Source organism: Streptococcus suis YS56, from assembly GCF_000440115.1.
GTDB classification, from domain to species: domain Bacteria; phylum Bacillota; class Bacilli; order Lactobacillales; family Streptococcaceae; genus Streptococcus; species Streptococcus suis_L.
Genome location: NZ_ALMY01000060.1, coordinates 1 through 13,092, shown reverse-complemented (window position 1 = coordinate 13,092; position 13,092 = coordinate 1). Strand labels below are relative to the sequence as shown.

The following is a 13,092-nucleotide window of genomic DNA, read 5'->3' as shown; positions in this document are numbered from 1 at the left end:
ACGAAGGCCGACATGCTTTATCCCAGAAAAAGGAAAGGTGTCAAGAAGCAAGCTAGTCCGAACTTTAAGCCGGCTGGTAAATCTATCGAAGAACGTCCTGACGTTATTAATCTGCGCTTGGAAAACGGTCATTATGAGATTGATACCGTCCTACTGACTAAGATGAAAAATTATTGCCTGTTAGTCTTAACCGACCGGCGGAGCAGACACCAAATTATAAGGTTAATTCCAAATAAAACTGCTGAATCTGTCAATCAGGCGCTTACGTTACTATTAGGGGAGCATCGTATTCTGTCCATTACTGCAGATAATGGTTCGGAATTCAAACGATTGTCTGAGGTATTTCCTGAGGAACATATCTACTACGCACATGCTTACTCTTCATGGGAGAGAGGTTCAAATGAAAATCATAATCGATTAATTCGGAGATGGTTACCTAAAGGAACCAAGAAAACGACTCCGAAAGAAGTAGCTTTTATCGAAAATTGGATTAACAACTACCCTAAAAAATGCTTGGACTACAAGTCGCCAAGTGAATTTCTTTTGGGCGGCTAACTTCAACTTGAAATTTGGGATTTTTTATAGTTATTTCATGTAGGCAGCTGTTCGTGCGACCTTACTACTAGCATATTTGAATTGAATTGATTTCTTCTTAAGGAATTCATCAAAAAGAATTTTTCCTGCATCTGCATCGGTCACTTCGACTTCTAATTCATAATCTTTTTGTCCCACATAATCATTTTCATCGAGGGCCATAAGACCTATAGATGTCTGTTTCTCATAGCGTTTTGTCGTGAGACTTCCCCAGACAGCAAGTTTATCAAGTGGAATCTCTGTTGCAGAAATAATGTCAGAAATTTGTCCTGCTGGTAGTTGAAAATTTTCCAGTAAATGATGAGCAGTTTGGATGTCTAGAGCTTGGTTATATTCTTGATTTCCGACTTCTTGTGGAATTTTTAAGGTTAGTTCTGCTGAGTCTTCAAATGTACGAATACGGAGTGAAAAGCGGTGATTCTTCATATCTAGGTCTGGGGTATCAATGTAGTGGTTTGTTTGAAGAATTGGGCTCACATCTGAAAAGTCAGTAAGCAGGCGTTTGTATTCGGATTTGGTCAATAAGGTTTTATACTCAATTTCAAGGTGGTTTTTCATGCAGTAAACCCTTTCAATGTGTTATAATAGATTAGTCTTTGTGTTATTCTAATACAATTTAAAAGTTTTGACAAGAAAGGGGCCGTATGGACTTTAACTGGGAAGAATTTTTAGACCCCTATATTCAGACAGTTGGTGAATTGAAAATCAAACTGCGGGGGATTCGCAAGCAGTATCGCAAGGCTAATCGGCATTCTCCAATTGAGTTTGTCACAGGACGGGTAAAACCGATTGAATCCATTAAAGAAAAAATGGCCCTGCGACATATCAAATTGGAAAATCTTGCTCAAGATATGCAAGATATTGCCGGTCTTCGGATTATGGTTCAATTTGTGGACGACATTGAAGAAGTATTAGCTATTTTGCGGAAACGCAAGGATATGCAAATTGTGCATGAACGGGATTATATCAACAATATGAAAGCCTCTGGCTACCGTTCATATCATGTGGTGATTGAGTATCCTGTGGATACTATAAATGGCAACGAGACGGTTCTGGCAGAAATCCAGATTCGAACCCTTTCCATGAATTTCTGGGCGACGATTGAACATTCGCTGAATTATAAGTATAAGGGGAATTTTCCAGAAGAAATCAAAAAACGTTTAGAAATAACCGCAAAAATTGCCTATGAATTAGACGAGGAGATGCGAAAAATCCGCAACGACATTCAAGAGGCGCAGGCCTTGTTTGACCCTGCCCACCGTAAGTTGAATGACGGTGTTGGAAATAGTGATGATACAGATGAAGAATACAGGTAGATTAAAAATCGCTCTGCTCGCTAGCCGAAGTCCTCAGAGTGAAGCAGTGTCCAAAGAATTATGGACGAAATTAAAACAAGCTAATTTTATTTTGACACCCAAAAATCCAGATATTGTCATTTCCATTGGGGGAGATGGTATGCTGTTGTCAGCCTTTCATAAGTATGAAAAGTTGATTGATCGTGTGCGATTTGTTGGGATACACACAGGACATTTGGGATTTTATACGGATTATCGTGACTTTGAGGTGGACAAATTGATTGAAAATCTCAAGCTTGACAATGGTGCAAGGGTTTCCTATCCAATTTTAAATGTCAAAGTCAAAATGGCAGATGGTCGTGTTGTAGAGGCGCGTGCCTTAAATGAAGCGACAATCAAGCGTTTATCTAAAACGATGGTGGCAGATATTATCATCAATCATGTTCCCTTTGAACGTTTTCGAGGTGACGGAATTTCTGTCTCGACCCCAACTGGTTCAACAGCTTACAACAAGTCTTTAGGTGGCGCGGTCTTGCATCCGACCATAGAAGCCTTGCAAATAGCAGAAGTGGCTAGTTTGAATAATCGCGTTTATCGCACACTAGGGTCTTCTATCGTTGTTCCCAAAAAAGACAAGATTGTTATTGAACCCAAGCACAGTGATCGCTATTCAATTGCTGTTGATAATAAGACCTATGTCTATGACAACATTGAAAAAATTGAGTACCAGATTGACCAGCATAAAATTCACTTTGTTGCCACCCCGAGCCATACTAGTTTTTGGAATCGTGTGAAGGATGCCTTTATTGGAGAGGTGGAGTAATGCGGTTTGAATTTATTGCGGACCAGCATACTAAAATTAAAACTTTTTTGAAAAAACATGGTGTTTCAAAAGGTTTGTTGGCAAAAATCAAGTACACAGGCGGCAATATTTGGGTCGATGATATCGAACGCAATGCAACTTACTTGCTAGATATTGGAGATAGGGTTACAATTGACATACCAGCTGAGGAGGATTTAACGGGAAGTTTGAAACCGATTTCTTTTCCGCTGGATATTGTCTATGAAGATGACCACTTTCTAGCAATCAATAAGCCGGTTGGTTATGCTTCTATTCCGTCAGCTCTGCATTCCTCGACCATTGCTAATTTTGTGAAAGGCTACCTTGTGGAGCAAGATTACGAAAATAAGCAGGTCCATATCGTAACGCGGTTGGATAGAGATACTTCGGGTGTCATGCTCTTTGCCAAACATGGCTATGCACATGCTCGACTGGACAAGCAGTTGCAGGCCAAGCTCATCCACAAGCGCTATTATGCTCTAGTCAAGGGAGATGGTGTGTTGGAAGCAGAGGGGGATATCATTGCACCGATTGGTCGTCCAGAAGATAGTATTATTACTCGATGTGTGACAAAGACTGGAAAATATGCCCATACCTCCTATCGTGTAGTGGAGTCTTGGGATGATATTCATCTAGTAGATATTCAGTTGCACACTGGTAGAACGCACCAGATTCGTGTTCATTTTTCACATATTGGTTTCCCGCTTTTGGGGGACGATATGTATGGTGGAAGCTTGGATTGTGGAATCCAGCGTCAGGCCTTGCATTGTCATAACTTGGCCTTTGACAATCCTTTCTCAGCCCAAAGGATTGACTTGGAAGCAGATCTTCCAGACGATTTTCAGGCTGTTATAAATCAGTTAATAAGTAAATAAATTTAAGGAGTTTGTTCATGAAAATTTTTGAGCAATTAGCTACAAAGCTAGAGGGTAAAAAAGTACGTATCGTATTGCCAGAAGGTGAAGAACCACGTATCTTGCAGGCGACAAAACGTTTGGTAAATGAGTCGGATGTAGTACCCGTCTTGCTTGGAAACCCAGATCGTATTAAGATTTACCTTGACATTGAAGGGATTACAGAAGGTTTTGAAATTATTGACCCAGCTCATTATGATAGATATGATGAGATGGTAGCTGCTTTGGTAGAGCGCCGTAAAGGTAAGGTATCAGAAGAGCAGGCACATGAGTTGTTGAAAGATGTTAACTACTTTGGTGTTATGTTGGTATATATGGGCGTAGTAGAAGGTATGGTATCTGGTGCGATTCATTCAACCGCTTCAACAGTTCGTCCAGCTCTTCAAATCATTAAAACAGAGCCAGGTGTATCGAAAACATCAGGTGCCTTCTTGATGGTAAAAGGTGAAGAGCGTTATATTTTTGGTGACTGTGCTATCAACATTGATCCAGATGCTCAAACCTTGGCAGAAATCGCTATCAACTCAGCACGTACTGCTAAAATGTTTGGTATCGATCCAAAAGTTGCAATGCTTAGCTATTCTACAAAAGGCTCTGGTGCTGGTCCTAAAGTTGATAAGGTGGTTGAAGCAACTAAAATTGCTCAAAAATTGCGTCCTGAGTTGGATTTGGACGGTGAATTGCAATTTGATGCTGCCTTTGTTCCTACCACAGGTAAATTAAAAGCCCCAGGTTCGAGTGTTGCTGGTCAAGCGACTGTATTTATCTTCCCAGGTATCTCAGCTGGTAATATTGGTTATAAAATTGCCGAACGTATGGGTGGATTTGCAGCGGTAGGTCCTGTTTTACAAGGTTTGAATCAGCCTGTAAACGACTTGTCTCGTGGTTGTAACCCTGATGATGTTTACAACTTGACCTTGATTACTGCGGTTCAGGCTTTGGAGCACCGTTAATATGAAATTTTTATCACGATATTTTAAGGACTATATTAAGGAATCCATATTAGGTCCAGTTTTCAAACTATTGGAAGCTTGTTTTGAGCTTTTGGTACCATTAATTATCGCCTATATCGTTGATACAATTATTCCAAATGGCAGCCGGGGAAACCTGGTTGCTATGCTTTTTTTACTGGTTGGTCTAGCATGTATTGGAATTATTGTTTCACTAATAGCGCAATATTATTCAGCTAAAGCAGCGGTTGGAGTGACTAAAGAGCTGACGAATGACTTGTATCAGAAGGTTCTTTCCCTTCCCAAGTCTAGCCGAGATATTCTTTCCTCATCCAGCTTGCTGACACGATTGACCAGCGACACTTTACAAATTCAAACGGGTATTAATACTTTTCTTCGTTTGTTTTTACGTGCTCCAATTGTCGTATTTGGTTCGCTCATCCTGGCATTCTATATTAGCCCAAGTCTATCTGCCTATTTTCTAGGAATGATTATCCTATTGATTTTTATAGTGACAGTCATTTCTGTTATGACCAGCCGTATTTATCAATCGATGCGAAAAGAATTAGATGGTTTGGTGGGGCAGGTACGTGAGACAGTGACTGGTTGGCGAGTGATTCGTGCATTTGGACAAAGAGAGCGGGAAATTAAGGCTTTTCAAGGCATAAATCAGATTTATAAGAAGCAACAGTTGCAGGCTGGTTTTTGGTCTAGTCTTTTATCACCATTGACATTTTTAGTGGTCAACAGCACTTTACTCATTCTCATCTGGCAGGGAAATATAGCCATTTCACACAATTTGTTGGAACAGGGGATGTTGGTCGCTCTTATCAACTACCTTTTACAAATTTTAGTAGAATTGGTCAAGATGATTATGGTCGTGTCTACTCTCAACCAGACCTATATTTCAGCGCAACGTATTCAAGAGGTTTTTGACCAAACATCTGAGGATGTAGAGTCTAGTTTACCAAAAGTGGTTAGCGAGGATAAGGAGATCATCTTTTCTGTGCGCCATCTTTCCTTTTCTTATCCAAAATCTGCTGAGGAGTCCCTGTCTGACATTGCTTTTGACTTACGTAAGGGACTGTTTATGGGAATTATCGGGGGAACTGGGTCAGGTAAGTCCACTCTAGTAGATTTATTGCAGGCACTCTATTCAGTGCCAACAAATCAGCTCTCTCTCTTCATTGATGGAAAAAGTCCCAAGAATTTAAAAGAATGGCGGCAGCAAATTGCCATCGTTCCGCAACAGGCTCAGCTTTTTGCTGGAACTATTCGTTCTAATCTATCTTTAGGATTGGAAGAAATATCTGATAGTGACCTATGGTCTGCATTAGAAATTGCTCAAGCTAAATCTTTCATAGAGGACAAGGGTGGTTTGGATAGCCCTGTCGAAGCCTTTGGGAAGAATTTTTCTGGTGGACAGCGTCAACGTTTGACCATTGCACGCGCTATTTTACAGAAAGCACCGATTTTAATCTTGGATGATGCAACATCTGCTCTGGATTATCTGACGGAGAGTCGGTTATTGGCTGCGCTTTGTCGTGAATTGCCTGAGCAAACCTTAATAATGGTATCTCAGAGAACCAATAGTTTACGGACAGCTGATCAGATTTTAGTCTTGGAACAAGGGCGTCAAGTTGGACTTGGTCGCCATGAGGACTTGCTGAGAAGCTCTGCTATTTATCAAGAAATTCACCAATCGCAACAACAAGGAGAGGAGGATAGCTATGAGACAATCTAGTTTTAAGGAACTGGTCAGATTGGTTTTAGGCCAACCCTTTCGAATGTCCTTGATGTTGGTGGGAACTTTGGTGCAAGTGCTTCTGACAGTTTATCTGCCGATCTTGATTGGTCAGGCAGTCGATGCCGTATTGATAGCAAATGGTCAGGTCTTACTAGGTATCTTAGGCAAAATGGTAATGGTTATCTTGCTTAATACGCTGGTGCAATGGTACTTACCTTTGGTAACCAATCGCTTGGTTTACGGAATGGTGGCCGACTTGCGTGAACAGGTCTATGTGAAGCTGCACCAGATGCCCCTATCTTATCTGGATCGTCATTCAGTTGGTGATTTGGTAGCCCGTTTTTCAAGTGATAGTGAGCAATTAACAAATGGTCTATTGATGATTTTCAATCAATTTTTCATTGGTATTTTGACCATTTTCCTAACCATTTTCACTATGGCTAGGCTTGACTTGACGATGATGTTGCTGGTTGTGGCATTAACTCCAGTTTCTCTGCTTGTGGCACGCTATATCGCTAAGAAATCCTATGGTTATTATAGACAACAGACTCAGGCACGTGGGAAGCAATCTCAGCATTTGGAAGAGTCCATCAGTCAACTGACCTTGATCCAATCTTTCAATGCTCAAGAGCAATTTACGCAAGGTTTTCAAGTTGTGAATGAACAGTATGCGACCTATTCCCAACAGGCTATCTTTGCCTCTTCAACGGTCAATCCAAGTACGCGGTTTATCAATGCTATTATTTATGCCTTACTTGCAGGACTTGGAGCTCTGAGAATTATGGCAGGAAATTTTACAGTGGGGTCTCTGACAACTTTTCTCAATTATGCTAGTCAGTACAGCAAGCCTTTTAATGATATTTCCTCGGTCCTATCGGAATTGCAGAGCGCCTTAGCTTGTGCAGACAAGCTGTTTGCTATCTTGGCTCTAGATAGCATTGACGATCAGGCTGAGCGGAAAATTGATTCAGAGGAGCTGAAGGGAGCTATTTCCTTTGAAAATGTGTCTTTTTCCTATAGTCCTGACCGTTCTCTGATTGAACATCTGGATATTGCTGTCAAAGCTGGACAAAAGGTAGCCATTGTTGGACCTACTGGTGCTGGTAAATCAACCATGATTAACCTGCTTATGCGTTTCTACGATGTAACAGCTGGTCAAATTACTTTAGATGGAGTTCCGATTAGCCAGTACAGTCGTGAGGATCTTCGCAGACAGATTGGGATGGTTTTACAGGAGACATGGATTAAATCTGGTACCATTCATGATAATATTGCCTATGGCTATCCAAATGCCACGCGGGAATTGGTCATTGAGGCGGCTAAGGCAGCTAATGCAGACTTCTTTATTCGTCAGCTTCCGCAGGGGTACGATACGCTTTTAGCAGATGGAGGTGAAGCCTTATCCCAGGGACAACGTCAGCTTTTGTCTATTGCGCGTGTCTTTGTTAAAATACCTAAAATCCTGATTTTAGATGAGGCGACTTCCTCTATTGATACACGGACAGAAATTTTAGTACAGGAAGCATTTGCCAAATTGATGGAAGGGCGGACCAGCTTTATTATTGCTCATCGCCTATCAACCATTCAATCAGCTGACTTGATTTTGGTCATGGTGGATGGAAAAATTGTTGAACAAGGGAATCATGAAGCATTGATGGCTGAACAAGGCGTTTATTCTCAAATGCAAACAAGTCAGCAGACAGAGGAGGATGAAAGTGTTAGATAAATTAGACTTACAACCGATTACGGTTTTAGATGACTATCAAGCTACAATGCTCAATGAGAAAGAGGTGCTACTGACTACAAAAGTGACGGAAAAATCTCTCAATCCATACGGCATAGCACATGGAGGCTTTCTTTTCACATTGGCAGATTCAGTTGCAGGTCTGACAACGGTAGCAAGGGGGGCTTATTCTGTTACCCTACAGTCCAATATCCATTATATGAAGGCAGCTAGACTTGGTGATACCTTATCAGTAATAGGCTCTTGCACACATGATGGAAGCAGGACAAAGGTCGTCGAAGTTAAGATAGAAAACCAAGATAAACAGCTACTTGCTTCAGCAAGCTTTACCATGTTTGTAACAGGTAAAGTAGAATAAAATTCTTCGAACATCAAAAACAGACAGTCTTGGCTAGATTTAGAGAAACAAATTCATTCGCTCAATCTCCAACCTCCAAAGTTTCCCCAAACATTTGTAGAGACGAACTTCGTTCGCTCTATTTCCAACCTCCAAAGTTTCCCCAAACCTTTGTAGAGACGAACTTCGTTCGCTCTATTTCCAACCTCCAAAGTTTCCCCAAACCTTTGGAGCTAGTTTGATTTTGATTATAAACGATATAAGGGAGTTGGCAAAAGCTGGCTCCCTTTCTTTATGTTATACTAGATGTATGTTAGATTTGAAAGAATATGGAATCGAAATGTGGCCGGAGGAAAAGATTCAATCTTTTCGCAAGGCACTCTTAGATTGGTATGATGCTAATAAACGTGACTTGCCTTGGAGAAGGACAAGGGACCCATATGCTATATGGGTTTCTGAAATCATGCTTCAACAGACAAGAGTAGACACGGTCATTCCTTATTATGAACGTTTTCTCCATCACTTGCCTACGATTAGTGATTTAGCACAAGCACCAGAGGAGGTCATTCTCAAACTCTGGGAGGGATTGGGCTATTATTCGCGCGTGCGGAATATGCAAAAGGCGGCTCAGCAAATGGTAGAAGATTTTGATGGGCAATTTCCGACCACGCATGTAGAAATTTCTAGTTTAAAAGGTATCGGTCCCTATACAGCGGGTGCGATTTCAAGTATTGCTTTTGATTTGCCAGAGCCAGCAGTAGACGGCAATGTCATGCGGGTTCTTAGTCGATTATTTGAGGTGGATTACGACATTGGCGTGCCAACCAATCGCAAGATTTTTCAAGCAATGATGGAAATCATGATAGACCCTGACAGACCTGGAGATTTCAACCAAGCCTTGATGGATTTGGGGTCGGATATTGAATCGCCAGTCAATCCTCGCCCTCAAGATAGCCCTGTCAAAGACTTTAGTGCTGCCTATCTAAACGGTACTATGGATAAGTACCCTATTAAAGCACCAAAGAAAAAGCCGATTCCCGTGACCTACCAAGGATTTCTCATTAGAAATAAAGACAATCAATTTTTATTGGAAAAAAATAATGAAGCAGGACTTTTGTCAGGTTTCTGGTCTTTTCCGCTTTTGGAAAAAGGGGCTGTCGTTGATAAACAAGTTTCACTCTTTGAAGTAGCAGAAGAAACTGTTCAGCCAGATATTCGTCAGAGCTTCACAGAACATTACGGCATGACAGTTGATTGGCAAGAGCAAGAATTTGATTCTGTACAACACATCTTTAGCCACCGCAAATGGCAAATTGACTTGGTTGAAGGTTTGGTAGATACAATCGAGCTATCAGCTCCAAACGAAGTAAAATGGGTCTCTGTAGAAGATTTTCCTAAATATCCTTTTGCAAAACCCCAACAAAAAATGTGGGAATCCTATATTAAAGCAAAAAAATTGTGATTGGAGCACATAATTATTTGAAAGCGTTTTACATTGGTGGTATAATGTAGATGAAAAGAGATGAAGAGTGATGAGGAACGCCATCCAAAAAGTCGAAAGGAGTATTAAGCGTTCTTTGAGCAGTACATACTACTAGTGACTTTGCTCCGTAAGGCAAGGTTGCTATTAGGGGAAAAGTCCATTATCCCTGTTTCATATCAATTTGTGATATCTGTTGTCAAATGCATAGCATAACTTACAATTAGCCTTGCTACCCAGTTCACTCAAAAGTAGGCTAAGAATATTCGTGTCGTAACAACTTGGTGTTCAAATGTTTGAACAAATCCTAAGAAAATCACAAAAACCTCTAGCGATTTTCATCTTATATAAGCAATCTCCACACTTTAGACAAATAGTAAGAGGACAAACAATGACATAAGGGTAGCAGAATAATTATTTAATCATTTAATTATTGTCAATTTGCTGATAATGGGCTTTTCTGATTTTAAAAAAGGAGACAAATGTCTCCTTTTAATTATTGCTAATAATCTCGACTACCTGACCAATTGTTCGAATTTCATCGTCTTCTGTAAAATAAATATCGTCATAGTCTGGATTTAAGGACTGGAGATAGTCGCCTTTGAATTTTTTAACAAAATTCTCACCATTTACAGAAAAAATTCCTATAGAATTCATGGGAATAGAAGAAGTCAGTTTTATGAACAAGTAGTCCCCGTCAAGAATTAGTGGAGACATTGAGTCTCCAACGACTTGTGCAATAGTATCATACTGAGTACTTGTTGGTAAATCGTCAGTGTAGAAAGATACGAAACGATTGAAGTCAGCATCTTGCCAGTATCCAGTTCCGGCAGAAACCTTTCCAGGAACGGCTAATTCAACCCGGTCTCTGAAATCATCTAAGGAAATAAGATTGGAAGATTCTCGTTTTGCTGACATACTATTAAGTTGATCTTGTCCAAATGCAATCCATTTACTATGAAACTCATCTCGCAATTCTCTGTCCAATAACTGGACTTGAGGATGGAGAGGCATTTGAAAAAGTTGGAATTGTTGAGGAGTGATTGTCAAAGCGATTTCTTGATTGGAATCTAATTGTGAAATAAGTTCGCTTACACTGATGTCCATTCCTCTAGCCACTTTTTCAAGAGTTTCAAAAGTAGGAAGCAGGGCTTTTTTTGTTTTTGGGTGTTGATTTTTTTCCAACATGGAAATATAGCCTTTAGTCAGTCCAGATAAGCTTGCAAAACTATCCATTGTGAGTTTATTTTTTTGTCTAAAATCTTTGATAATATCGCCTAGAATCATGTTTGCCTCCGATTCGTTTAACATATTATACCATGAAGAAAATTCATTTACAAGATTTGTTTAACATGTTTGACAAGATAAAAAAATGGTGGTAATATATAACCATAAAGAACAAGTCGAATGAAAAATAAAGTTATTTGGACTATTTTCAAGAGCCTATTTTAAATGTGGCATTCTATTGACATTTCAAATTTGATTGATTATTAAGGAGATTATAAAAATGTTTGGATTAGTAGCTAAAAAATCAGGAGTTAAAGAGGTTGAAGAATATTGGGCAGGTACTTTAATTGAAAAGGGAATTCGTGAAGTAGAAGACAATTTGAGTGGTTCTTGCTGGAGATGTAAAACTTCTTTTGCTGTATCTGCTTGTCAAATTGTCAATAAAATCTGGCCCTTGTCTTATTCTTTGTCTAATAAAATGGTTCTTTGTCAATCTTGTCAATTTGAGAAACCTTTAGTAAAAAATCCTGATCTGGTTTGGAATTGGCTTGAGAATGAGAGTGGTGAACTGTTTTGGGCGAAGCAGGGGATGTCTGAGTATGAAAGAAGATATGAAAAAACAGTCCTACAAGAACTCTGGGATATGGGGATTCGTAACGGTTCAGAAGTTGAGAGTCTAGTTGAAAGAGTCTTGAAATCTGTGAGAAAAAATTGTCAAATCATCAATCAATCCACTTTGGCTAATGTATTTCGTTCCGAAATTATACTTATGCAGAAGGAAATGATTGAGAACTTTGAAGAAAATAATGGGTTCGCTTGCTAAGTTTGATTTTCGATTTCTTTTTACTTAATAATTCTAGGACATCACTAATCTTTATTTTTTTGTCACTGCTTTAAATTGATAAAGGACTATTTTTTAGAATACTTCGTTAACCTTTTAATTCATTTTTGTAAGAATGGTATTCATATCTTTTAAAGATTGAGATGATTTAATAATATTGAGGATGTGCACATATTCTCTCCAAATACAAATTTGTTCAAAAAAATCAGCTTAGAATTACATTTCCAGAAACGTTGATTCTAAGCTGTTTTCTATTTTATGATTTTTGACCAGGGTCTGAATAACAATAACTTTGGTAATGTGTTTTTAGATATAAATTCGTAGCAGTTAGAAGGGGGAGTTTGTCAGAACTATAGACAATTCAAAATTGAAATCTATTTGTATCTTGTAGTAGTTATTTTTGATTCTTGGAGGTGTAAAGATGTTGAAGGATTGAATTGATAATTTTAGGATTCTCTAATGAATCGATTTTCTTTTATTGCAAAATTATGTCCACAAAATTGACAATGGTAATGTGTTTTATCAGCTTCATAAAGAAGGGCAAACATTGCACCGTTTCTTCCACCAATTGCTTGACCTATAATTACATCTCGAGGAGAATATCCTCGTTTTTTAGGAGCCCACTGAAAAAGTCTCCAGTTACTCCGACCCTTATAAAAAAAATAGGAATTCTCCTAAATGATTGGGAGAATTCCTATTTTTCTATTCTTCCTTTTGGTTTATTAAGGTCATAATTCGCTTCATATTGACTATAAATATGGTGGTGGCTGCTTGTAATTCCATGTTGAAAACACCTGATGCTCTGGCGACATCAAGACCGTGTCTTTGTTTCAATTCCGCATTTTTGGCTTCAATCTTGTAACGGTTTCTTGCCATTTCTTTGAAGTAAGGTGTTTCCTGGAATCGTTTTTGAAAAAGATGCTCATGACTCTTAATCGTAATGGAATAGGTCTTAGTCTGTGCACCTTCTTTATAACAACCCTCTTTACCAGGGCAAATCTTGCATTTTTCCACATCAAAGTAATGCGTAATGACCTGATTACTATTTTGATTTTTCTTACCCGTCCGAGCTTTTCGAACAGCCATATGTCCTTGAGGGCAGACAAAAAGCCCCGCATCCTT

The 13,092-nt window shown here is 39.3% G+C and carries 12 protein-coding genes and 1 pseudogene; 10 read left to right on the top strand and 3 right to left on the bottom strand.

Features of this window, described 5'->3' with window-relative positions; all coding sequences use genetic code 11:
* A pseudogene (locus SST62_RS0107015) lies at window positions 1-555 on the top strand (IS30-like element ISSpn8 family transposase); the annotation flags it as partial.
* A 30-nt stretch (window positions 556-585) separates the two neighbouring features.
* Here the strand turns inward: SST62_RS0107015 and SST62_RS0107010 are convergent.
* Window positions 586-1,152, bottom strand: coding sequence for a CYTH domain-containing protein (locus SST62_RS0107010; RefSeq protein ID WP_029186801.1), 567 nt, complete (start codon window positions 1,150-1,152; stop codon window positions 586-588).
* Window positions 1,153-1,238: 86 nt separating this feature from the next.
* On the opposite strand from SST62_RS0107010, the gene SST62_RS0107005 reads away from it, so the two are divergent.
* From SST62_RS0107005 to mutY, 8 genes are all read left to right on the top strand, one after another.
* The gene (locus SST62_RS0107005) at window positions 1,239-1,910 is read left to right on the top strand and encodes a GTP pyrophosphokinase (protein WP_029186800.1); all 672 of its coding nucleotides are present in this window, start codon (window positions 1,239-1,241) and stop codon (window positions 1,908-1,910) included.
* Window positions 1,894-2,712: an NAD kinase gene (locus SST62_RS0107000; RefSeq protein WP_029186799.1), complete on the top strand. Its 819-nt coding sequence runs from the start codon at window positions 1,894-1,896 to the stop codon at window positions 2,710-2,712. Before SST62_RS0107005 ends, SST62_RS0107000 begins: the two co-directional genes overlap by 17 nt.
* Window positions 2,712-3,605, top strand: coding sequence for an RluA family pseudouridine synthase (locus SST62_RS0106995; RefSeq protein WP_029186798.1), 894 nt, complete (start codon window positions 2,712-2,714; stop codon window positions 3,603-3,605). The genes SST62_RS0107000 and SST62_RS0106995 overlap by 1 nt, the downstream gene beginning before the upstream one ends.
* 17 nt (window positions 3,606-3,622) lie before the next feature.
* The gene (pta, locus tag SST62_RS0106990) at window positions 3,623-4,597 is read left to right on the top strand and encodes a phosphate acetyltransferase (protein ID WP_002935239.1); all 975 of its coding nucleotides are present in this window, start codon (window positions 3,623-3,625) and stop codon (window positions 4,595-4,597) included.
* 1 nt (window position 4,598) lies between these two features.
* Window positions 4,599-6,338: an ABC transporter ATP-binding protein gene (locus SST62_RS0106985; RefSeq protein WP_029186797.1), complete on the top strand. Its 1,740-nt coding sequence runs from the start codon at window positions 4,599-4,601 to the stop codon at window positions 6,336-6,338.
* Window positions 6,325-8,067, top strand: coding sequence for an ABC transporter ATP-binding protein (locus SST62_RS0106980; RefSeq protein WP_029186796.1), 1,743 nt, complete (start codon window positions 6,325-6,327; stop codon window positions 8,065-8,067). Before SST62_RS0106985 ends, SST62_RS0106980 begins: the two co-directional genes overlap by 14 nt.
* A complete protein-coding gene (locus tag SST62_RS0106975) occupies window positions 8,051-8,443 on the top strand; it encodes a PaaI family thioesterase (RefSeq protein ID WP_029942682.1) in 393 nt (130 codons plus the stop codon). The genes SST62_RS0106980 and SST62_RS0106975 overlap by 17 nt, the downstream gene beginning before the upstream one ends.
* A gap of 289 nt (window positions 8,444-8,732) precedes the next feature.
* On the top strand, window positions 8,733-9,884 hold the full coding sequence (gene mutY, locus SST62_RS0106970; RefSeq protein WP_029942681.1) for an A/G-specific adenine glycosylase: 1,152 nt from the start codon (window positions 8,733-8,735) through the stop codon (window positions 9,882-9,884).
* Window positions 9,885-10,394: 510 nt separating this feature from the next.
* On the opposite strand, the gene SST62_RS0106965 is transcribed toward mutY, so the two are convergent.
* Window positions 10,395-11,189: an XRE family transcriptional regulator gene (locus SST62_RS0106965; protein WP_029186793.1), complete on the bottom strand. Its 795-nt coding sequence runs from the start codon at window positions 11,187-11,189 to the stop codon at window positions 10,395-10,397.
* Window positions 11,190-11,409: 220 nt separating this feature from the next.
* On the opposite strand from SST62_RS0106965, the gene SST62_RS0106960 reads away from it, so the two are divergent.
* Window positions 11,410-11,952, top strand: coding sequence for a hypothetical protein (locus tag SST62_RS0106960; protein WP_029186792.1), 543 nt, complete (start codon window positions 11,410-11,412; stop codon window positions 11,950-11,952).
* 720 nt (window positions 11,953-12,672) lie between these two features.
* Here the strand turns inward: SST62_RS0106960 and SST62_RS0106955 are convergent.
* A partial coding sequence (locus SST62_RS0106955) for a transposase (protein ID WP_194283590.1) occupies window positions 12,673-13,092 on the bottom strand: 420 nt, incomplete at its 5' end.

Excerpts from the sequence above, each read along its gene's own strand:
- SST62_RS0106965 (WP_029186793.1), bottom strand. The coding sequence starts at position 11,189 with ATGATTCTAGGCGATATTATCAAAGATTTTAGACAAAAAAATAAACTC.
- mutY (WP_029942681.1), top strand. The coding sequence starts at position 8,733 with ATGTTAGATTTGAAAGAATATGGAATCGAAATGTGGCCGGAGGAAAAG.
- SST62_RS0106985 (WP_029186797.1), top strand. The coding sequence starts at position 4,599 with ATGAAATTTTTATCACGATATTTTAAGGACTATATTAAGGAATCCATA.
- SST62_RS0106975 (WP_029942682.1), top strand. The coding sequence starts at position 8,051 with ATGAAAGTGTTAGATAAATTAGACTTACAACCGATTACGGTTTTAGAT.
- SST62_RS0106960 (WP_029186792.1), top strand. The coding sequence starts at position 11,410 with ATGTTTGGATTAGTAGCTAAAAAATCAGGAGTTAAAGAGGTTGAAGAA.
- SST62_RS0106995 (WP_029186798.1), top strand. The coding sequence starts at position 2,712 with ATGCGGTTTGAATTTATTGCGGACCAGCATACTAAAATTAAAACTTTT.
- SST62_RS0106980 (WP_029186796.1), top strand. The coding sequence starts at position 6,325 with ATGAGACAATCTAGTTTTAAGGAACTGGTCAGATTGGTTTTAGGCCAA.
- SST62_RS0107010 (WP_029186801.1), bottom strand. The coding sequence starts at position 1,152 with ATGAAAAACCACCTTGAAATTGAGTATAAAACCTTATTGACCAAATCC.
- pta (WP_002935239.1), top strand. The coding sequence starts at position 3,623 with ATGAAAATTTTTGAGCAATTAGCTACAAAGCTAGAGGGTAAAAAAGTA.
- SST62_RS0107005 (WP_029186800.1), top strand. The coding sequence starts at position 1,239 with ATGGACTTTAACTGGGAAGAATTTTTAGACCCCTATATTCAGACAGTT.
- SST62_RS0107000 (WP_029186799.1), top strand. The coding sequence starts at position 1,894 with ATGAAGAATACAGGTAGATTAAAAATCGCTCTGCTCGCTAGCCGAAGT.